This window comes from Methylobacterium sp. OAE515 (assembly GCF_041806315.1).
Lineage (GTDB): Bacteria > Pseudomonadota > Alphaproteobacteria > Rhizobiales > Beijerinckiaceae > Methylobacterium > Methylobacterium tardum.
In genome coordinates, this window is the sequence record NZ_JBGMUV010000001.1 from 731,104 (window position 1) to 752,287 (window position 21,184).

General features: G+C 71.1%; 16 protein-coding genes and 1 pseudogene. 13 read left to right on the forward strand and 4 right to left on the reverse strand.

What is annotated here, in order from left to right; genetic code table 11:
• The first annotated feature begins 149 nt into the window (after positions 1–149).
• A complete protein-coding gene (gene purS / locus ABIE45_RS03500; protein WP_192710634.1) occupies positions 150–389 on the forward strand; it encodes a phosphoribosylformylglycinamidine synthase subunit PurS in 240 nt (79 codons plus the stop codon).
• Positions 389–1,069 carry a phosphoribosylformylglycinamidine synthase subunit PurQ gene (purQ, locus tag ABIE45_RS03505; protein WP_192710633.1) on the forward strand — a complete coding sequence of 227 codons (681 nt, stop codon included), beginning with the start codon at positions 389–391 and terminating at the stop codon, positions 1,067–1,069. Before purS ends, purQ begins: the two co-directional genes overlap by 1 nt.
• A gap of 268 nt (positions 1,070–1,337) precedes the next feature.
• Here purQ and ABIE45_RS03510 read toward each other — a convergent pair whose 3' ends face one another.
• A complete protein-coding gene (locus ABIE45_RS03510; protein WP_192710632.1) occupies positions 1,338–2,240 on the reverse strand; it encodes a YihY/virulence factor BrkB family protein in 903 nt (300 codons plus the stop codon).
• Positions 2,241–2,472: 232 nt separating this feature from the next.
• Between ABIE45_RS03510 and ABIE45_RS03515 the strand changes: the two genes are divergently transcribed.
• The 6 genes and pseudogenes from ABIE45_RS03515 to ABIE45_RS03540 all read left to right on the forward strand — a co-directional run bounded on the left by ABIE45_RS03515 (position 2,473) and on the right by ABIE45_RS03540 (position 9,906).
• Positions 2,473–3,363 (forward strand): DMT family transporter, encoded by an 891-nt coding sequence (locus ABIE45_RS03515; RefSeq protein ID WP_192710631.1) that lies wholly within the window; start codon positions 2,473–2,475, stop codon positions 3,361–3,363.
• 98 nt (positions 3,364–3,461) lie between these two features.
• Positions 3,462–4,340: pseudogene (locus ABIE45_RS03520) on the forward strand (FAD-dependent oxidoreductase); the annotation flags it as partial.
• A 52-nt stretch (positions 4,341–4,392) separates the two neighbouring features.
• Positions 4,393–5,013: an oxidoreductase C-terminal domain-containing protein gene (locus ABIE45_RS03525; RefSeq protein ID WP_373622148.1), complete on the forward strand. Its 621-nt coding sequence runs from the start codon at positions 4,393–4,395 to the stop codon at positions 5,011–5,013.
• 186 nt (positions 5,014–5,199) lie between these two features.
• Complete coding sequence (locus ABIE45_RS03530; RefSeq protein ID WP_192710629.1) at positions 5,200–5,406, forward strand: hypothetical protein; 207 nt, start codon at positions 5,200–5,202, stop codon at positions 5,404–5,406.
• 227 nt (positions 5,407–5,633) lie between these two features.
• The gene (locus ABIE45_RS03535) at positions 5,634–7,316 is read left to right on the forward strand and encodes an acyl-CoA dehydrogenase family protein (RefSeq protein ID WP_192710628.1); all 1,683 of its coding nucleotides are present in this window, start codon (positions 5,634–5,636) and stop codon (positions 7,314–7,316) included.
• A gap of 136 nt (positions 7,317–7,452) precedes the next feature.
• Positions 7,453–9,906 carry a putative bifunctional diguanylate cyclase/phosphodiesterase gene (locus ABIE45_RS03540; protein WP_373622841.1) on the forward strand — a complete coding sequence of 818 codons (2,454 nt, stop codon included), beginning with the start codon at positions 7,453–7,455 and terminating at the stop codon, positions 9,904–9,906.
• Between the two features lie 28 nt (positions 9,907–9,934).
• On the opposite strand, the gene ABIE45_RS03545 is transcribed toward ABIE45_RS03540, so the two are convergent.
• Together ABIE45_RS03545 and ABIE45_RS03550 are read right to left on the reverse strand one after the other, a co-directional pair.
• On the reverse strand, positions 9,935–10,111 hold the full coding sequence (locus ABIE45_RS03545) for a hypothetical protein (protein WP_192710627.1): 177 nt from the start codon (positions 10,109–10,111) through the stop codon (positions 9,935–9,937).
• A gap of 378 nt (positions 10,112–10,489) precedes the next feature.
• Complete coding sequence (locus ABIE45_RS03550) at positions 10,490–11,755, reverse strand: glycosyltransferase family 4 protein (RefSeq protein ID WP_192710626.1); 1,266 nt, start codon at positions 11,753–11,755, stop codon at positions 10,490–10,492.
• Between the two features lie 112 nt (positions 11,756–11,867).
• Here ABIE45_RS03550 and ABIE45_RS03555 point away from each other — a divergent pair, with 112 nt between their 5' ends.
• The 5 genes from ABIE45_RS03555 to ABIE45_RS03575 all read left to right on the forward strand — a co-directional run bounded on the left by ABIE45_RS03555 (position 11,868) and on the right by ABIE45_RS03575 (position 18,606).
• The gene (locus tag ABIE45_RS03555) at positions 11,868–13,127 is read left to right on the forward strand and encodes a glycosyltransferase (RefSeq protein ID WP_192710625.1); all 1,260 of its coding nucleotides are present in this window, start codon (positions 11,868–11,870) and stop codon (positions 13,125–13,127) included.
• 330 nt (positions 13,128–13,457) lie between these two features.
• On the forward strand, positions 13,458–13,814 hold the full coding sequence (locus ABIE45_RS03560) for a phasin (RefSeq protein ID WP_192710624.1): 357 nt from the start codon (positions 13,458–13,460) through the stop codon (positions 13,812–13,814).
• A gap of 199 nt (positions 13,815–14,013) precedes the next feature.
• On the forward strand, positions 14,014–14,607 hold the full coding sequence (locus ABIE45_RS03565) for a hypothetical protein (protein ID WP_192710623.1): 594 nt from the start codon (positions 14,014–14,016) through the stop codon (positions 14,605–14,607).
• A gap of 139 nt (positions 14,608–14,746) precedes the next feature.
• Entirely contained in the window at positions 14,747–16,006 is a 1,260-nt protein-coding gene (locus tag ABIE45_RS03570; RefSeq protein WP_192710622.1) for an N-acetylmuramoyl-L-alanine amidase, read from the forward strand.
• Positions 16,007–16,176: 170 nt separating this feature from the next.
• The gene (locus tag ABIE45_RS03575) at positions 16,177–18,606 is read left to right on the forward strand and encodes a penicillin-binding protein 1A (protein WP_192710621.1); all 2,430 of its coding nucleotides are present in this window, start codon (positions 16,177–16,179) and stop codon (positions 18,604–18,606) included.
• Positions 18,607–19,338: 732 nt separating this feature from the next.
• On the opposite strand, the gene ABIE45_RS03580 is transcribed toward ABIE45_RS03575, so the two are convergent.
• Positions 19,339–21,114 (reverse strand): glucan ABC transporter ATP-binding protein/ permease, encoded by a 1,776-nt coding sequence (locus tag ABIE45_RS03580; protein WP_192710620.1) that lies wholly within the window; start codon positions 21,112–21,114, stop codon positions 19,339–19,341.
• Between the last annotated feature and the right edge of the window lie 70 nt (positions 21,115–21,184).

Consider the following 21,184-nt stretch of genomic DNA (forward strand, 5'->3'; position numbering starts at 1 on the left):
CAGCTTCAACCTGCAATTGAGAGAACGACCCCTCCCATGCGTCTGATGCGTTCGACAGTCCGGGGTCGTTCCTGCTAGATACCGACCGCGGTGCGTAACGATGCCGCAGGTATACTCTTGTCCCGGCTATCCGTGAGACCCGTCGATCCATGAAAGCCCGTATCATCGTCACCCTGAAGACCGGTGTGCTGGACCCGCAGGGTAAGGCGATCGAGGCCGCCCTCAAGTCCCTCGCCATCGAGGGCGTCGACGGCGTACGGCAGGGCAAGGTCTTCGACATCGAGGTGTCGGCCGCCGACAGCGCCGCCGCCGAGGCGACCCTGCGCACGGCCTGCGAGAAGCTCCTGGCCAACACCGTCGTCGAGAACTACGCGATCGAGATCCTCTGATGCACGCCGCGGTTGTCGTCTTCCCTGGTTCCAACCGCGAGACGGACGTCGTCCGGGCCCTGCGCCGGTCGGGGGCTCAGGTCAGCCTGGTCTGGCACGCGGACCACGAACTCCCGGCCGGCACCGACTTGGCCGTTCTGCCGGGCGGCTTCTCGTACGGCGATTACCTGCGCTGCGGCGCCATCGCCGGCCGGGCGGCCGCGATGGATGCCGTCCGGGCCCACGCAGCGCGCGGCGGTCTCGTGCTCGGCATCTGCAACGGCTTCCAGATCCTGTGCGAATCGGGCCTGCTGCCGGGCGTGCTGATGCGCAACGTCAACCGGCGCTTCATCTGCCACCGGCAGACCCTCCGGGTCGAGCGCGCGGACACCCGCTTCACCAGCGCCTACCGGCAGGGTCAGGTCATCGACGTCTGCGTCGCCCACGGCGAGGGCAACTACTTCGCCGATCCCGAGACGCTGGCGCAGATCGAGGGCGAGGGCCGCGTGGCGTTCCGGTACTGCGACTCGGACGGGACCATCACCGTGGAGGCGAACCGCAACGGCTCGCTCAACGCGATCGCGGGCGTGTTCTCCGAGAACCGCAACGTCCTCGGCATGATGCCCCATCCGGAAAACTTTGTCGAAGGCCTGATCGGCGGGACCGATGGGCGCGGCCTGTTCGACAGTCTGGCCGCGTAGAAACGGCATCGAAAACTAATATTAACTGATCATTAAGGTTTTCGAGGCATGAAGAGGCATCCAGAGATCTGGATGTCGAGTTGGACATCTCGTCCGCTCTGTTTGATGCCTCCCTGAAGACTCCTCGAAGCCGCTCCCTCCGGGGCGGCTTTTTTCTGTGCCGCGCCGCACGAGCGGGTTCGCCGTGGAACCGACGGCGCTGCCCGAATCCCGCGCGGACGGTCCGTCTCCCGTGTGCTCCAGAGCATCCAGGCCGGCCCGGCGATCCTCAGGTGTTCGAGGCGGTCCAGCGGCCCTCCATCTCGGCCCGGCGCGCCAGCATCTTCGCCTGCAGGCGGCTGCGGCGGGCGGCGATGACCGTGCCGTTGATCTCGCCGCCGAACAGGAACATGGCGGCGAGCCAGTAGAGGAAGACCAGGAACACCATCGCGGTGGCCAGCCCCCCGTAGGTCGACGCGTAGGCGTTGGAGAACCGGTCGAGGTAGTAGCCGAAGCCGAGGCCCGCGAAGAACCACAGGACCAGGGTCACGCCGATCCCCGGCAGCACCGACAGGATCGAGCGCCGCCCGGCCGCGACGAACTTGTGGGCGATCACCAGGATCACCGCGAGCAGCAGGGCCGTGACGCCGATCCGCCCGATCGCCACGGCGAGTCCCAGCGGCTCAAGCCCCGGCGCCACCAGGACGATGCTGCGCCAGATCAGTGGACCCAGCACCACGAGCAGCGCGAAGGCCAGCATGGCGAAGGCGCCGCAGATCACGTAGCCGATCGATTCGAGCCGGGTCAGCCACCAGGGCCGGCTCTCCCGCAGGCCGTAGGCGCGGTTCAGCCCGACCCGCAGGCTCTCGACCCCGGAGGACGAGAAGTACAGGGCGAACAGCGCGCCGAGCGTCAGCACGCCGCTGCGCTGCTCGGTGAGCACCCGGTGCACCTCGCCGACGATCGGCTTGGCGATCTCCCGGGGCCACGCGTCGAAGATCAGCACTCCGGCCTCGTCGGCGAGCGACTGCGTGCCGAACAGGCCGGCGAGCGCCGCGAGCAGGATCAGGAACGGGAACAGCGAAGTCAGGGTCGAGAGGGCGATGTGGCTCGCGATCGCCCAGCCGTCGTGGGCGACGAAGCGCTGCGCGGCGAGGCCCGCGACCTGGGATCCACTGCGGAGAGGGTTCACGGGCGTTCAACGATCCTCAGGCGCACGATGCTCGAGCGCACAATCCTTGGGCGGAGCGGCCCGCCGATGAACGGCGCCGGGGCCCGCCCGTCAACGCCGCCGGCCCGATCCGGTCCCGAACGCCGTCCGGTGACGCGCCCGCGCCACGCCGGACGCTCGCGGGCGCAGTGCGGGGGCCAGACGGCCGAATCGGCGTTGCGATTCACCGGCCGGATACCGCTTAGATCGCGCCATGCTGACTCCCGCACGACCGTCGCGCCTCGCGGCCGGCGCCCTCCCGGCCCTGTTCGTCCCGATCTGGGCGACCGGCTTCATCTCGGCGCGGGCCGTGGTGCCGCACGCCGACCCCTTCGCGTTCACCGCGGTCCGTTTCACCGCCGTCGCGCTGATCCTGGCCGGGATCGCGGCGGCGTCCCGGGTCCGGTGGCCGGCCGACCGGGCCGGCTGGCGCGATCCGGTGATCGCGGGCTTCCTGATGCAGGGCGTCTACCTGTCGAGCACCTTCTGGGCGGTGAGCCACGGGCTGCCGGCCGGGATCGCGGCGCTCGTCGGCAGCCTGCAGCCGCTGCTCACCGCCCTCCTGGCGCAGCCGCTGCTGGGCGAGCGCGTCAGCGGCCGCCGGGCGTTGGGCATCCTGATGGGCTTTGCCGGCGCCGGCCTCGTACTCGCCCCGAAGCTCGGCGCCACGGACCCGTCCGGGATCCCGCCGCGGGCGCTGGCGGTCAGCTTCCTGGCGGTGCTGGCCCTGACCTTCGGCACCCTCTGGCAGAAGCGGACCGGCGGCCGGGGCGACCTGCTCGCCGGCGCGACGCTCCAGTTCGTCGGCGGCATGGCCTGCGCGATCCCCCTGGCGCTGGCCTTCGGCAGCGCCGCGATCGATCCCGTGCCGACCCTGTGGCTCGGCCTCGCCTGGGCGGTCTTGATCAACTCGGTGGCGGGGATCCTGCTGCTGCTGGCGCTGATCCGGCGCGGCGCGGTGGCGGGGGTGGCCGCGCTGTTCTTCCTGGTGCCGCCGGTGGCGGCGATCCTCGGCTACGCGCTGTTCGGCGAGGTGCTGACCCCGGTGCAGGGCGCAGGGATGGCGCTCGCCGCCCTGGGCGTCGCGGTCGCCAGCCGCGGCTGAGGGGCCGGGCCTGCGACGGAAGGCCCAGAAACCCTTCGCGGTCTCGCGGTTTGGTGCGCGGGCCACAACGGCCCGGGCCGGCACCGAGCAAGGCGCGGATGGATCAGGACAAGCCCCGCGAGATCCGTCTCGCCCTCGACGCGATCCCCCTCGGCGGCAAGGCCGAGGGCAAGGCCGGCGACGATGCGGTGCTGTTCGTGCGCGACGCCGACGGGGTGCGCGCCTTCCAGGCGAAATGCCCGCATCTCGGGGCGCCCCTCGCCAAGGGTGAGATCTGCGGCGGCCGGCTCTACTGCCCGTGGCACAAGGCCGCCTTCGCTGTCGCCGACGGCAGCCTGGAGGAGCCGCCGGCGCTGGAGGCGCTCACCCGCTATCCGGTCCGGATCGAGGGCGGCGAGGCGGTGGCTTTGCTGACCCCGGAACCCGCCCCGGCCAGGCGCGCTGAGACGCCCGTCGCCCATGTCCTGATCGTCGGCACCGGCGCGGCGGCGGTCGCCGGCGTCACGACCCTGCGCCGGGAGGGCTATGCCGGCACGATCACGATGGTCGGCCGGGAGGCCCGTCCGCCCTACGACCGGACCAAGCTGTCCAAGCAGTTCCTGGCCAAGCCCACGCCCGCGGAGAAGACCCTGCTGGAGCCGGATTTCGCCGCCGCCCACCGGGTCGAGCGGATTGAGGCTGAGGCGACCCGGATCGATCCCGCCGCCCGCAGCGTCACCCTGGCGGACGGGCGGGTGCTCACCGGCGACGCCCTGCTGATCGCCACCGGCAGCCGCGCCGTCGTGCCGGACTTCGCCGGCCGGGACCTCGACGGCGTGATGACCCTGCGCAGCCTCGACGACGCCGTGCGGCTCAGCGCGGCGGCCGAGCACGCCCGGCGCGTGGTGGTGATCGGCGCGGGCTTCATCGGCCTGGAGGCCGCAGCCTTCCTGACCAAGCGCGGCCTGTCGGTGACGATCCTGTCCCGGGAGGAGATCCCCTTCGCCAAGCGCTTCGGCGAGGCCGTCGGCGCGGCCCTGAAGCGCTACCATGCCGGCAACCGGCGTGACCTTCGTCACGGGCAGCGTCGCGCGCATCAGGGGCACCGGCTCCGTCGAGGCGGTCGAGACCGAGTCCGGGGCGCGGCTCCCGGCCGACATCGTGCTGATCGGCGCCGGCGCCGCGCCGGAGACCGGGATCGTCGCCGGGGTGGAGCCCGATGAGCACGGCGGCCTGCCGGTCGGCGCCGACCTGAGGCTCGCCGACGGCGTCTGGATCGCCGGCGACATCGCGGCCTTCCCGGAGCGCGGCAGCGGGGTCACCGCCCGGATCGAGCACTGGCGGCTGGCGCAGCAGCACGGAACCCACGCGGCCCGGGCGATCCTGGGCGCGACCGACGCGTTCTCCGGTGCGCCGTTCTTCTGGAGCAACCAGGGGGACAAGCGGCTGGATTACGGCGGTTATGCGCCGGATTTCGACCGCATCATCCTGCAGGGTGATCCCGATGCACTCGACTTCATCGCCTATTACGTCCGTGCGGGACGCGCCGTCGCGGCCTGCAGCATCGGCCGCAACCCGGCCTTCACGGCCTTCCTGCACCTCCTGGGCGAGAACCGGGTGCCGAGCCCGGAGACGATCGAGGCCGGCGCGGATCTTCCGGCGCTGGTGTGACGCGCGCGCTCATCACGCGCGGCGAAGGGCCCCAGGGACGCGCCACGCTGGGAGGGGGCGCGACACTGCGTGGCTTTGCGCCGTCAGCAAGGTCGGGGCATCCGGTCCGGTGGAACCAGGCCTGACGGATCCATCTTTCGGTAGACGCCGCCCGCCGTCCGAAAAGCCGGGCCTCTGGGAGGCATCATGAATTCAATTATCGTCGTCGCCCTGATCTGTGCCGCCTCCGTCCAGGCGCCCGACTGCTCGCGCGACACCGCCATCGACGTGATCACCGGCCCGGCCCACACGCTTCAGGAATGCCTGGTCCAGGGACCGGTCCTGGCGGCCAATGCCGGCTTCAAGGGTGAGGACGGGGCCTACGTGAAGACGCGGTGCGAGCAGAAACGCTGAATCGGGGCCGGCCGGGCTCCTTCAAGGACTTCGCTGCGCATCCGGGCACTCGGATGAGGTCGAGCAGGATCAAGGCGAGACTCGGAGTTTCCAAGTCGAGCACGCCCGCGCCAAGTCGCCGGGCATTCAACTTCAGTTCAAGACGCCGCAAACGAAATCTGCTTCGGCCCGGGATCCGAACAGGTTAAAAGACCCGATCCAAGAAGACGCCACGCGAGCAAAAAACCATGTCCGCATCCCCCGCCATCCAGACCGAGCCGCAGGACCTCGTGTCCCTGACCAAGAGCGCCGGCGCGAGTGCCAAGGCGCTGGCCGCCGAGGCCACGCGGCGGGTCCGCACGCGGATCCTCGGGACGGATGGGCGGATCGACGCGGCCAAGCTCGAGAGCCAGCAGCACGCCGCCCACGGGCTCGCCTGGCTCGCAACCTACGCGGAGGCGGTCGCCGAACTCGGCGGCTATGCCGAGCGCCTCCAGGCCGAGGGCCGGTTCGGCGAGACCGAGGCGCTCCTCGTCCGGATCGGCGCTGGCGAATATCTCGACCAGCTCTTCTCCGGCATCCCGATGAGCCAGGGCGAGATGGTCCGCCTCACCGGCTCCCTCGGCCTGTCCGCCAAGGAGGTGGCCCCGTATCGCACCGACGCGGTCGAGACCCTGATCGCCGAGGGCAACACGCCCGAGAACCGCGCCGCCCTGGTGGCGCAGATGCGCGACGGCGGCGGCGCGGCGACTGTCGGCGCCTCGGGCCTCGACGAGGACATGGAGGCGATCCGCTCCGAGATGCGCCGCTTCGGCAAGGCCGAGGTGGTCGATCAGGCGCATGAGTGGCACCTGAAGAATGCCTACATCCCGATGGAGATCGTGACCAAGATGGCCGAGCTCGGCGTCTTCGGCCTGACGATCCCCGAGGAATACGGCGGCATGGGCCTGCCGAAGACCGCCATGTGCGTGGTCTCGGAGGAGCTGTCCCGGGCCTATATCGGCGTCGGCTCGCTGGGCACCCGCTCGGAGATCGCCGCCGAGCTGATCCTGTGCGGCGGCACCGAGGAGCAGAAGCAGCGCTTCCTGCCGAAGATCGCCAGCGGCGACATCCTGCCCACCGCCGTCTTCACCGAGCCGAACACGGGTTCGGATCTGGCCAGCCTGCGCACCAAGGCCGTCAAGGACGGCGACACGTGGAAGATCAGCGGCAACAAGACCTGGATCACCCACCCGGTCCGCGCCGACATCATGACGGTTCTGGTCCGGACCAAGCCGGAGGAGAAGGGCCACCGCGGCCTCTCCATGCTGATCGCCGAGAAGCCGCGCGGCACCGACGAGGATCCGTTCCCGGTCCAGGGCCTGTCGGGCGGCGAGATCGAGGTGCTCGGCTACCGCGGCATGAAGGAGTACGAGCTGGCCTTCGAGGGCTTCGAGGTCCCGGCCGGCAACCTCCTGGGCGAGGTCGAGGGCAAGGGCTTCGCCCAGCTGATGCAGACTTTCGAGTCGGCCCGCATCCAGACGGCGGCGCGCGCCATCGGCGTCGCCCAGTCGGCCCTCGACGTCGGCCTGCGCTACGCCGAGGAGCGCGTCCAGTTCGGCAAGGCGCTGGTCAGCTTCCCGCGGGTCGCCGACAAGCTCGCCATGATGGCGGTGGAGATCAACATCGCCCGCCAGCTCACCTACTTCTCGGCCCGCGAGAAGGACGAGGGCAAGCGCTGCGACCTGGAGGCCGGGATGGCCAAGCTGCTCGGCGCCCGCGTCGCCTGGGCGGCGGCCGACAACGCCCTGCAGATTCACGGCGGCAACGGCTTCGCGCTGGAATACCCGGTGAGCCGGATCCTGTGCGACGCCCGCATCCTCTCGATCTTCGAGGGCGCGGCGGAGATTCAGGCCCAGGTGATCGCCCGCAGGCTGCTGGAAGCAGCCTGAATACCAGTATAAATCTGGGGAATAGCGTCGTTCATGGGATTATAAGCCAGCGCATGAACCTCGCTTAAACGAAGTCCCCCGCTTGCTGGCCCCGGTCAACGACTGGGGCGGCTCAGTGAGCGCGCAGCACGCAAATCTGCAGACCGGGAAGAGCCTCCTGCGCCACTGGCAGGAGTGTCGATCGCCGGGAGACCCCCTGCCGTCCTACGAGGCTGTCGTCCTGGGCAGCCTCGGGCGGCTCGCCGACCGGGCCGCCCTTGTGACGACCCGCGACGGCCAGGCCACCGGGATCCTCTGGGCCGGCCAAGAGTTCGGCGCCTGGCTGGCGCAGGATCCGGCCGGCCGTCCGGTCGCACCCGTCCCGGTCGAGTCCGTCCCGGTTCACGCCTTCCCGGTCGATCTCCGTCAGCCCATCGACGAGGTCGTGGCGGCCGCCCTCGCCACCGGCGAGCCGGCCCACGGCCGATGCGACCGCCTCGCCGCCGGCGTCGTCACCTCGACCAGCCTGGTCGGCCTGCCCCTGGGCAACCGCTGGGGCGAGCCCTTCGTGCTGCTCGGGCTCGACGCCGCGAGCGTCCGGACCGAGCTCGTCCAGGCGATGTTCACTGCCACCGACCAGGGCATCCTGGCCTTGAGCACTGTCCGGGACGGCGACGGGCGCCCGGTCGATTTCAAGATCGTCGCCCTCAACGAAGGGGCCGAGCGCCTTCTGGAGCGTCCCGCGTCCGTCCTGCAATGGCAGCGCGTGGGTCACCTGTTCCCGGGGACGATCACCGCCCGGACGATCGCCACGCTGGCCGCCATGGTCGAGCGGGGCGGCCGCGAGGCCTTCGAGCTGAGCCGGCCCCAGTCCGACGGAGGGACCCTGTACCTCAAGGTCGAGGCGGGCTGCGTCGGCGACCTCCTGTCGATCACCATGACGGATGTCGGCGACATCAAGGCCCGGGAGGCCTCGTTCCGGCTCCTGTTCGAGAACAACCCGGTGCCGATGTGGGTCGTGGCCGAGGCGCGCGACCGGTTCCTGGCGGTCAACGACGCGGCCATCGCCCATTATGGCTACAGCCGCGATCAGTTCCTGGCCCGCGCGCCCGCCGATCTGGTCATCGCTCCCGAGGAGGCGCCGGGCCTCGGCCTGCCCGCCACCGGCGCGCTGCACCGCCGCGCCGACGGCTCGGCCATCGAGGTCTCCCTGTTCGAGCGGGCCCTGCCGTTCGGCGGCGAGCAGGCCGTCCTCGAGGCCGCGATCGACATGACCGAGCGCCGCCTGGCGGAGGCGCGCATCGCCCACATGGCCCACCACGACGCGCTCACCGGCCTGCCGAACCGGGTGCTGTTCCGGGACCGCCTCGGCGAGGCGATCGCGCGCCACGCCCGGAACGGCGAGGAATCGGTGCTGCTCTGCCTCGACCTCGACAAGTTCAAGATCGTGAACGACACGCTCGGCCATCCGGTCGGCGACGCGCTGCTGCGCGAGGCCGCTGAGCGGATCGCCGGATGCCTGAACAAGGACGACCTGGTCGCCCGGCTCGGCGGCGACGAGTTCGCGATCCTCGTGCGCGGGATCGGCCTGCCGGTGCTCGCCGACGGGCTGATCGCGCGCGTCATCGCCGAGCTCGCCCGTCCGTTCCGCCTGGACGGCCAGGATTGCCATATCGGCACCAGCATCGGCGTGGCCTGCCTGCCGCGCGACGGGACCGATCCCGAGACGCTGATGAAGAACGCCGACCTCGCCCTGTATCGGGCGAAGGCGGAGGGCGGCGGCACCTTCCGGTGCTTCGAGCCGGAGATGGATGCCTGGGTCCAGGCGCGGCGGCGGCGCGAGAACGAGCTGCGCGAGGCCCTGGCCCGGGAGCAGTTCTCGCTCGTCTACCAGCCGCTGATGAGCGCGCAGGCCGACCGGATCCTCGCCTTCGAGGCGCTGCTGCGCTGGCACCACCCCGAGCACGGTTCGGTCTCGCCGGCCGAGTTCGTACCGCTCGCCGAGGAGACGGGCCTGATCGTCCCGATCGGAGCCTGGGTGATGCAGACCGCCTTCGCCGAGGTGGCCGCCTGGCCGGAGGCGATCCGGCTCGCGGTCAACCTCTCCCCGGTTCAGTTCCGCAACCGCAGCCTCGTCGAGACCGTGCGCGACGCGCTCGCGGCCTCCGGGCTCGACCCGCGTCGTCTCGAGCTGGAGATCACCGAGTCGGTCCTGCTGGCCGACAGCGCCGCCAATCTCGCGACCCTGCACGCGCTCCGGGCGATGGGGATCCGCATCGCCATGGACGATTTCGGGACCGGCTATTCGAGCCTCAGCTACCTGCGCAGCTTCCCGTTCGACAAGATCAAGCTCGACCGGTCCTTCGTCAGCCAGGTCGGCGAGAACACCCATTGCACGGCGATCGTGCGGGCGGTGGCGAGCCTCGGCACGAGCCTGGGCATCGCCACGACGGCGGAGGGCGTCGAGACCGCCGAGCAGCTCGCGATGCTGCGCGCCGAGGGCTACGACGAGGTCCAGGGCTTCCTGTTCAGTCGTCCGGTCCCGGCGCCGGCGGCGCGGCAGCTGATCGCGCGCGCCGCGGACGGTTCCTTCGGCGGCCGGGCGGCCTGACGCCACCCGGCAGGCGCCTGCGGAGCGCCTATTTGGTGATCTTCACCGAGACCGGGTCGCTCGACGGGAAGGTCTCCTCCAGGGCGTCGTCCAGACGCTCGTTCAACTTCTCCTGCTTGTTGTCGGGATTCTTCGCGTCGCCCGGCTTGGCGCTGCCCTGCTGGAAGCCCGGCTTGGTCTCGTTCGGCTTGTGGTCCTCGGCCATGTCGGTCGCTCATCGGTGACGGGGGCACGCAAGGGTGCCGGTGCGCATCAACGCGAGGCGCGGCGGGTGTTTCCGAACTTTCCACGCCGGCGCGTCAATCCGGCCGGCTGGTACGGAAAGGGCATCGGGCGGACCGCTCCGCTGCACATGATCCCCGTCTCATATCGGCGCCGAGCCGCGTCATCCCGGGGCGCCGCAGGCGAGCCCGGACCCGTAGGGGCACGCCGGAGGCGGGCAACCCAGACTCGCCGTCGGTGCAGATCTTGACGCGTCGGCGGGTCTGGATCCCGGGCTCCGCTGCGCGGCCCCGGGGTGACGGATGGGTGTCATCCGGCGCAGGTTCCGGAGCGGAGCGCGCGATTGTCCGACCCGGACGGTTCAGGCGGTCGCGAGCGGCCGCTCGACCGGGCCGCCGATCGCCGCGCGGGCGGCGGCCCCGCGCAGCACCGCCTCGTAGACGTCTCCGAGACGGTCGAGATGCGCGTCGAGGCTCAGCGGTGCCGCCCAGTAGCGATCGTAGGCGGCCCGGCCCATGCGGGCCGCGAGGGTGTTGTCCGACAGGCGCCGCAGATGGTCGGCGAGCGCGTCCGGATCGCCCGAGTGGAACCAGAACCCGGTCTCGCCGTCGGTGACTGCCTCGCGACCCGCGCAGGCGTCGCTCACGATCACCGGCGTGCCGCAGGCCAGGGCTTCGTAGACGGTGAGCGGCTGGCCCTCGTACCAGACGCTCGGGAAGACCAAGGCGCGGGCTTGCCGCATCAACGCCTGCACGCCGGCCGCGTCGCGCCAGCCGCGCATCTCCGCTTCGGGATAGCGCGCAGCGAGGTCGGCCCGCTCCGGACCGTCGCCCACGAACACCGCCCGCACCCCCGCCCGCCGGGCCGCCTCGGCAAAGATCGGCGCGCCCTTCTCGGTGGAGATCCGCCCCACGAACAGGAAATCGCCCGGCGCGTCTCCGGGCACCGGCGCCCGCGCCACCGCGATCGGGTTGTCGACCCGGTGGAACACGGTGCCGGGGGGCATCAACGGCCGGACGACGCTCTCCTGGAGGTCGCTGATGGTGACGACGTGGGAAAACAGCTCCGGCAGCCGGGCCACATGGCTAAGCCCGACATGGCGGATCATCCGGGCAACCTTGCGCGGATAGCTGCGCGCGTCGCAATTCGCCCCGATGCAGGCGGCCGACATCGGGGTCCGGTGGCAGATCCGCTGCTCCGGATAGGCGTAGAAGCCGCCGGTGGGGCAGACCAGGAAGAACTCGTGCATCGTGTAGAGGCAGGGCAGGCCCGAGGCCCGCAGCGCCGTGCCGATCGACGGCGACAGCGCCTTGGCGAAGGCGTGGACGTGCACCACGGTGTCGCGGGGATCGCAGGCGGCGAGTTCCCGCGCGAGGGCGCGGCGCGCCGCCCCGTTCCAGATCGCCTGGGCCGCGAAGGCCAGCTTGCTGCGCGCCGTGGTGACGTCGTCCTGCTCCAGGCAGACCACCCGGATGCCGGCGGGCTCCAGGCGCGGATCCACCGGTCCGACGGCCGCGAACAGGCTGACCCGGACGCCGCGGGCGGCGAGCCCCAGGGCGGATTCGATCGCCACCTTGGCCTGGCCGCCGTTGATCGCGGCGTGATCTGCGACGAGGACGACGTGCACGTCAGGAACTCCGCCGCTCCGATCCGGGATCGAAGTCTGTAACCCGCCGCGGTTGATCGCCCGTAAACCGGTTTCCGCCATCGTCCCGGCCGCTGATGTCGAGACGATCTCCATGCACGTCGTGATCCTGGCCGAATTCGCGGCCGCCAGCGGCGGGGCCGAGAAGGTCGCTCTGGAATCGGCCCGCGGCCTCGCCGAGGCCGGTCTGGCGGTCAGCTTCATCCAGGCCATCGCGGGTCCGGTGGATCCGCTCCTCGACCACCCCGGCATCCGGCGGATCGTCCTCGGCCTGCCGGATATCTGGTCCCTCGGTGGCGTCCGGGCGGCGGCGGCGGGGATCTGGCACGCGGACGCGGCGCGCCGGCTCGCCGCGGCGATCGACGGCCTCCCGACGCGGCCGGACTGCATCCACCTGCACCAATGGACCCGCACCCTGTCGCCCGCGATCTTCCCGGTCCTGTCCGGTGCCGGCGCGCCGCTGGTCGTCACCCTGCACGACTACGCCCTGGCCTGCCCGAACGGCGTCTACTACCGGTTCGACCGGGCCGAGCCCTGCGGCCTCGCGCCCCTGTCGGCCGCCTGCCTCGCGGCCCCCTGTGACCCGCGCAGCCCCGCCCACAAGCTCGTGCGCGTCGCCCGGGCCGCGGCGCTGCGGCAGGTGACCCGGCGGCGCCCGCTCCATGTCGTCCATGTCTGCGACGCCAGCCGACGGCGGCTCGGAGACCTGCTCGGCGGCTACGCCGTCACGCACCACCGGGTCGACAATCCCGTCCGGGTCGCGGACGGGCCGCCGGCCGAGCCGGGGCGCGGCGACGCCGTGGCGTATGTCGGCCGCCTGACCCGCGAGAAGGGCGCCGACCTCGTGGCCGACGCCGCCCGGACCGCCGGCCTGCCCGCCCTGTTCATCGGCACCGGCCCCCTGGAGGCGGAGTTGCGCGCCCGGGACGGGGTCACGGTCATCGGCTGGCAGAGCCCCGATCGGGTCTGGGAGATTCTTCGGTCCCGCGCCCGGGCGCTGGCCGCGCCGTCGCGCTGGTACGAGACCGGGCCGCTCACCGTCTACGAGGCGTTGGCGGCCGGGATCCCGGTGGTCGCCTCCGACCGGTCCGGTGCCGCCGAGAAGGTCCGGCACGGTCGGACCGGCTTCGTGGTCGCCCCGGAGGTCGGGCCGCTGGCGGCGGCCTTCACGGCCCTGCGGGACGATGCCCTGGCCGCCGCCCTCGGGGCGGAGGCTTACAGGATGTCTCGCTCTGCGCCGAGCGGTCTGGAAGCCCACGCGACGGCCCTCCGGGCGCTCTACGCCGCGCTGCCGGTCCCTACGCCTGGTGCAATGCAGCATCGGGACCAGCCGGCTGTCTCGCCTCGGTCTTGAGGCAGACCGAGACTACTGGCATGCCAGTAGTCTTCACGATCCGTTCGCGCCCCTCTGGACAGCGGGATAGTTTTTTGTAATGCGGCTCTCCTCGGGGATCAGCAATCGATACCGCGTATCGGAATGGCAGAGCTTGATCGCCTGCTGCTGTCGCGGCCGAGCCACGGGCTGATGACTTCCGAGATCAGCGATTCGGCATTTTATCGGCTCTTGCCGGGCCCGAAGCGCCCCGGAACATGCACTTGACTTCTTGTTGCAGTGCAACATATAGAGGCGCGTCACCGCGGACGCATCCGGCGTCCCGCTCCAAAAATCAGGCTGGAGACATCGATGCAGACCCCGAACTTCGAGATCCCGACCGAGATGCGCGACTTCGCCGAGAAGAGCGTCGATCAGGCCCGGAACGCCGTCGGCACCATGATGGCCAACGCCGTCAAGGCGGCCGAGCAGGTCCAGGCTTCGGGCCAGACCTTCCAGTCGACCCTCAGCGCCGCGGTCGTGAAGGGCTTCGATCACGCCCAGACCAACGCCAACGCGACCTTCGACTTCGCCCAGAAGCTCGTGCGTACGAAGGATCTCCGCGAGGCGTTCGAGCTGCAGTCCGAGTTCGTCCGCAGCCAGTTCGCCGCCCTCCAGGCTCAGGCCAAGGATTACGGCGCCCTCGCCCAGAACGCCGTCGCCCGCTGAGGCCGGCCTTTCCGTCCCCGATCCTGGCGGTCGGGGACGCATTCCGGGATCCGGGCGGTCGAGTGCGCCGGCCGGATTCCACGATCGGACGCCCGGGCACCACGCGTCCGGCGCCGACACCGCGGGCGGGCCGGCCGCGCATCACCTCCGGCCGCCGCTCCGTCAGGACGGGCTGAAGCCGACAGGAGGAGATCGCGCGATGGGAAAGCCGCGTCGACCGAGAGGAAGCCGTTCCACCTGGGAGGCGAAGCCGCCCCGGGAGGCGGACGCGCCGACCCCGACCGAGAGCCACGCCGAGAAATCCGCGATCGAGACGGCCGCCGTCGTGGCCGGCACACCGGAGACGGCGCCGGACCCCGCTCCCGCGAGCGCGCTGATCCCCGAGGCAACCGAACCGCAGGTCGCAATGGCCGAGGCTGCATTGGCTGAGGCTGCACCGACCCAGGAAACCTTCGAGACCATCGCCGCGGCGATTCCGGAGACGCCCGCTGACGAGATCGCGGCGGAGACCGTCCTGGCCGCGGCACCGGAGGCCTCCGGCCTCGCGGAGCCGAACCGGATCGCCTTCGCCCCCGACCGCCTCGACGTCGTCGAGATCGGCTCGACCATCGCCCGCTACGTGCGGGGCGAGGGTGAGGCCGCCTTCGCGCATCTGCGCGCCCTCTCGGGCGCCCGCACGCCGGCCGACCTGATCCGCCTGCAGGTCGGCGAGGTCCAGCGCGCTGCCGACGCTTCCCTGACCTGCTGGGTCACGGTGGTCGGCAAGGCAAGCCGCGTCGTCGCGTTCCGCTGATTCGGCACGCCGGGGGCGGCCCCGGCCATTGTCGCCTCACCGCAACAACGGCGGCCGGATCGAACCGGCCGCGGCAAGAGTCCGTTAACCATGCCGGTCCCATGCCGTAACGGAGGGCACGGGAGATGATACCGGACCGATGCCGAGCTGTGCGCGCCAGATCCGTTCCGCCTGTCTCTGCCTCGCCGTCGCGCTGTCCGCGGCGTCGGCGGGAGCGCCGGTCGTCGCGCAGAACGGCGACAAGCCGGCCGTGGCCATCGGGGCCGATCTCGCGACCCAGGCGGGCACCACGCGCCTGACCCTGACCCTGTCCCGGGCGGTCGAGGCCCGCGGCTTCGTGATGGAGCGGCCCGACCGGGCCGTGATCGACCTGCCGGAGGTCAACTTCCAGCTCGAATCCGGCACCGGGAGCCGCCGCGACGGCCTCGTGCAATCCTTCCGCTACGGCCTGTTCGCTCCCGGGCGCTCCCGCATCGTCATCGATCTCGCCTCGCCCGCCACGGTCGGTAAGATCGAGACGGCGACCCGCCCCCGGGACGGCGCCGTCCTGCTCACGATCCCGCTGCAGCGAACCGACCGCGACGCGTTCCGCAAGGCGGCCGCCGCGGCCGATCCCGCCCCGGCCCAGGCCCGGACCGCCGCCCCAGAACCCGCCGACCAGCGCCCGCTGATCATGGTCGATGCCGGTCATGGCGGCACCGATCCCGGCGCGATCGCGGTGGGCGGCGTGTTCGAGAAGGACATTGTGTTCGGATTCGCCCAGGCGCTGGTCGCGAAGCTGGAGGCGGGCGGCCGCTACCGGGTCCGGATGACCCGCGACCGCGACGTGTTCGTGCCGCTGGCCGAGCGCGTGCGCCTCGCCCGCGAGGCCAAGGCTGACCTGTTCGTGTCGATCCACGCCGATTCGATCTCGGCGGCGCCCCAGGTGCGCGGCGCCACGATCTACACCAATTCCGAGAAGGCCACGGACGCCGAATCCGCCAAGCTTGCCGAGCGCGAGAACCGGGCCGACGCCGCCGCCGGCGTCGATTCCGCCGAGGCGCCGCCCGACATCGCCGACATCCTGCAGGAGCTGACCCTGCGCGAGACCCGCGGCTTCTCGTCGGGCTTCGCCCGGACCCTGATGGGCCAGCTGAGCCCGGTGATCGAGATGAGCGCCAAGCCCCACCGCGAGGCGCGCTTCGTGGTCCTGCGCTCGCCCGACGTGCCGAGCGTGCTGGTAGAGCTGGGTTATCTGTCGAGCAAGCGTGACCTGGAGATGCTGCAATCGCCGGACTGGCGGTCCGGCGTGACCGGCTCCATGGCCAAGGCGATCGACCTGTTCTTCACCAACCGCGCCACGCTGGGCCGACCGACGGGGACGCGCCGCTCGGCCGCCGTCGCCCCAGTTTTACCATAGATAGAGTGTCGATACGGGACGTCCGAACGCCCCGTCGCACCGCCGCTGAACCGGCATTCCGAGGGGGCCTGACGGGACCATCCGGGGGCCGACCGCATCGAGAGCGGACGTAACGCGCCGGGTAGGCCGATCCCGGCATGCGGCCGGGCCAGCGACGAGCGGAACACCGGATGCGTCTGATCCTTCGTTTCTTCGGCATCCTGTTCAGCGCCGCGGCGGTGCTGTTCGTGGTCGGGGCGGCGGTCGGCGGCTACTTCTACTGGAAGTACAGCCAAGACCTGCCGGACCACGCGGCACTCGCCAATTACGAGCCGCCGGTGATGACCCGCGTCCACGCGGCCGACGGCTCGCTGCTCGCCGAATACGCCCGCGAGCGCCGGCTGTACCTGCCGATCCAGGCGATGCCGAAGATCGTCGTGGCCGCCTTCCTGTCGGCCGAGGACAAGAACTTCTACAAGCACGGCGGCATCGATCCCGAGGGGATCGTGCGCGCCTTCCTGACCAACGCCAAGTCGGGCAAGCGGCAGGGCGCCTCGACCATCACCCAGCAGGTCGCCAAGAACTTCCTGCTCTCGTCGGAGCAGACCTACGACCGCAAGATCAAGGAGGCGCTGCTGGCGCTCCGGATCGAGGCGGCCTACTCGAAGGACAAGATCCTCGAGCTCTACCTCAACGAGATCTTCCTCGGCACGATCGTCCCGGGCCGCAACCTGCACGGCGTGGCCGCGGCGGCGCTCGACTATTTCGGCAAGTCGGTCCACGAGCTGACCATCAACGAGGCGGCCTACCTCGCCGCCCTGCCGAAGGGGCCGAACAACTACCACCCCTACCGCAAGACCCAGGCGGCCTTGGATCGCCGCAACGAGATCATCCGCCTGATGGCGGAGAACGGCTACATCACCCGCGAGGAGGCGGACTCCGCCAAGAAGATGCCGCTCGGCGTCAACCCACGCGTCGCCTTCCCGAACGCCGCCAACGCCAACTACTTCACCGAGGAGGTCCGCCGCGAGATCTCCGAGCGCTACGGCGAGAAGAAGCTCTACGAGGGCGGCCTGTCGGTGCGCGCGACCCTCGATCCGAAGATGCAGGCCTGGGCCCGCAAGGCGCTGGTCGACGGCCTCGTGCGCTACGACCAGGCCCATGGCTGGCGCGGTCCGGTCACCAAGGTCGACTTGACCGGGCGCGACTGGGGCATGGCGGCGGCCGAGGTCCCGGCGCTCGGCGACGTAGCGCCCTGGCGTCTCGCCGTGGTGCTGGGCAACGGTGGCGGCGGCGTGCAGGTCGGCCTGCAGCCCCGGCGCGAGGCGTCCGGCCAGGTCGGCAAGGACCGCGAGACCGGCGTGATCCCTCCCGAGGGCATGCGCTGGGCCGGCCGCGCCAACCTCCAGGCCGGCGACATGGTCTATGTCGAGGCGATGGAGGGCGGCCGCGGCCAGTTCCGCCTGCGCCAGAAGCCCGAGGTCTCCGGCGCGATCGTCGCCATGGACCCGAATACGGGCCGCGTCCACGCCATGGTCGGCGGCTTCTCGTACGACGAATCCGAGTTCAACCGCGCCACCCAGGCGATGCGCCAGCCCGGCTCCTCGTTCAAGCCGATCGTCTACTCGGCGGCTCTGGACAACGGCTACACGCCTGCCTCGATCGTGCAGGATTCGCCGATCACCATCGAGGCCGGCCCCGGCCAGGAGGCCTGGACGCCCTCGAACTACGACGGCAAGTCCGGCGGCCCCCACACCCTGCGCTACGGCATCGAGCACTCGAAGAACCTGATGACGGTGCGCCTCGCCAAGGATGTCGGCATGCCGCTCATCGCCGAGTACGCCCGCCGGTTCGGCGTCTACGACGACATGCTGCCGGTGCTGCCGATGTCGCTGGGCGCGGGCGAGACCACGGTCATGCGCATGGTCACGGCCTACTCGATGCTGGCCAATGGCGGCCGGCGCATCCGCCCGACCCTGATCGACCGGATCCAGGACCGCATCGGCGAGACGATCTACCGCCACGACAACCGCAAGTGCATCGGCTGCGACGCCGAGAAGTGGTCGGGCCAGGACGAGCCGAAGCTGGTCGACGATTCCGAGCAGGTCCTCGACCCATTGACCGCCTACCAGATGGTCTCGATCATGGAGGGCGTGGTCCAGCGCGGCACCGCCACGATCCTGAAGCAGATCGGCAAGCCGCTCGCCGGCAAGACCGGCACCACCAACGACGCCAAGGACGCGTGGTTCGTGGGCTTCTCGCCGGATCTGGCGGTCGGCATCTATATCGGGTTCGACAAGCCGCGCTCGCTGGGCGACCGCGCCACCGGTGGTGGGCTCGCCGCGCCGATCGCCCTGGAGTTCCTGAAGACGGCCCTCAAGGACAAGCCGCCGACGCCGTTCCGCGTGCCGCCGGGGATCAAGCTGATCCGCGTCAACCTCGGCAGCGGCACCCGCGCCGGCTCGGGCGAGGGCGCCGGGACGATCCTGGAGGCGTTCAAGCCCGGCACCGCGCCGCCGGATTCCTACGTGGCGCCGTCCTCCGGCGGCGGCCAGGCGGCGGCCCCCGCGGCGGTCCCGGCCGATCCCGACCGGGCCGCGCAGGCCGGCGGGCTGTATTGAAAGCCTCCTGTCGGGATCGGCGAGCCGGGATCAGGGCCGCGCGCCGGTCCCCCCTCCCGTGCGGGCTCGGATCTCCCGACATCTCGGGCTCGGGCGCGTAAGACCGTTCCCGGTCGATGCCTTCGGCCGCACGTCCTTGCGAGCGGAGCCAAGCAATCCAGTCGGCGCCACGATCCCGGAGATCGCGGTGCCGTGGGTCACTTCGCTGCGCTCGTGATGACGGAGGGGGCAGCTCGACCGAGCTGTCCCAGCGGGAACCATGCGAAGCGGGCCGAGGGCGTGGCCCTGATCAGAGGCGATCCCCCACCCTCTTCCGACGGCCTGGCGATCGCGCCGGGCTTGCTGTCACGGACCCGTTCGAAGCCACTCGGCCGAAGGCGCGCATCGCTGGGGCGGGCGATCCGGAGGCGTGAGGGTGTTCCGGTCGATCGCTCGCGCTCTTCACTGCGCCGGGGTCGCGGTCTCCGCCGCCGCCCGCGAAGGCGGTTTGCGCGGCCGGCGGAGAGGAGGCGCTGTGCCGCTGTCCGCGTCGCATCCGGCACCGCCGCCCGTCCGATCGGGGACAAACCTGCCGCGACGCGGCGGACCGGGACGCGGCGCCTGATGGTCCTGTCGTTCAGCACCCCACAGGCAAACGCGCGCCGGAGCTTTGCCGCGGCGCGCGTCTGACTGGAATCCCGGGGGTCTTGCCAGCCGACCCGCCGCATTGGCCGGTCGGGACGGGCGCCGTCCTCACGCGGCCAGCGCCAGCCCTTCGTCCTCCTCCGCCTGGGCGGCCATGAACTGCGCCCGGGCGAGCTCGGCGAAGCGGCCGCCCTCGGCCACCAGCTGGTCGAAGGTCCCGGCCTCGACGATCCGGCCCTCGTGGAACACCAGGATCCGGTCGGCGTCGCGGATCGTCGCGAGGCGGTGGGCGATCACGAACGTGGTGCGCCCCTCCATCACGGTCTCCAGCGCGCCCTGGAGCTTGCGCTCGGTGGCGGCGTCCAGCGCCGAGGTCGCCTCGTCGAGGATCAGGATCGGCGGGTTCTTCAGGAGCGCCCGGGCGATCGAGAGCCGCTGGCGCTCGCCCCCCGAGAGGGACCGGCCGCGCTCGCCGATCACCGTGTCGAGCCCGTCGGCCTGGCGCGCCATGAAGGCGCTGGCCTGCGCCCGCTCCAGGGCGTCGAGCATCTCGGCGTCGGTGGCGTCGGGGCAGCCGACCTGCAGGTTCTCGCGGATCGAGCGGGCGAACAGCATCGGCTCCTGGAACACCACGCCGATGTTGTGGCGCAGGGAGGCGAGGCCGACGTCGCGGATGTCCATGCCGTCGATCCGGATCGAACCGGAGGCCGGGTCGAAGCTCCGGTGCAGGAGGCCGAGCGTCGTCGACTTGCCCGAGCCGGTGGTGCCGACCAGCGCGATCGTCTCGCCGGGCTTGGCGGTGAACGAGACGCCGTCGAGCGCCTGGCGTCTTCCATCGTACGAGAAGGCGACGTCGTCGAAGGTGACTGCGCCCTCGAAGCGGGCGACCTGCCGGGCATGCGGCCGGTCGGCCACCGCCGGGACGGTGTCGTAGATCTCGAAGAACTCGGCGATCTTCGGCGCCTGCTGGAACAGGCCGTTGACGAAGCCAACCACGTGGTCGAGCCGGGCCACGAAGGCGGTGGCGAGGCTCATGAAGGCCACGACCTCGCCCACCGTCGTGGTGCCGGCCTGATAGAGCCAGATGCCGGTGACGAAGATCGCCGTCATGGTGATGGTCGCCGAGGCCCGGGTCGCCACGTTGGCGAGCGCCCACCAGGACAGGACCGGGATCTGCGCGGCGAGCAGGTTGGTGATGATGCCGCGCATCGCATCCTTCTCGGCCTTAGCGCGGGTGAAGGACTGGATCACCGCGACGTTACCGAGCGCGTCCGAGGCGTGGGCCGCGAGGCCCGAATTGAATTCCTCGACCTGACCCTGGAGCGTCTCGGTCCGGCGCATCACGAAGGTGGTGAGCGCCGTGAAGGCCAGCACCAGCACCACCAGGATCGAGCCGAGCTGCCAGTTGATGAACAGGGTCATCGGCAGGAGCACGCCGAGCGAGACCAGGGCGACGAGGTGGTCGCGGAAGAAGCCGAGCCACAGCCAGGCCATGCCGTTGGTGCCCTCCAGCATCGCCTTCAGGACGCGGCCGGAATGGTTGGCCGAGTGGAAGGCGAGCGGCAGGTCGAGGACGTGCTCGAAGTAGCTCGCCATCGACGACAGGCGGTTGCGGTGCGCGAGCCGGTCGGCGTGAAGCGCGATGAACACGCCCGCCGCGATGGTGAAGAAGCCGAACGCCACCCAGGCGGCCAGCAGCGGCAGCATGGTGCCCATGGCGTCGCCGCCGCGCTTGAGATGGGTCAGCTGGTCGATGATCCGGCCCATCAGCAGCGGTTCGGCGAAGGCCGCCACCGCCAGCACGACGTTGGTGGCGGCCAACCCTATGGCCAGCCGCCGCTCCGCCTTCAGGAATCCCAGGACCCGCCCGTACAGACGAACCATCGTACCGCTCCGCCACCCCTGACGCGGCCCGTGTGCCCGGGTCTCACGCCTTCACCGAAAAGGTCTGCCC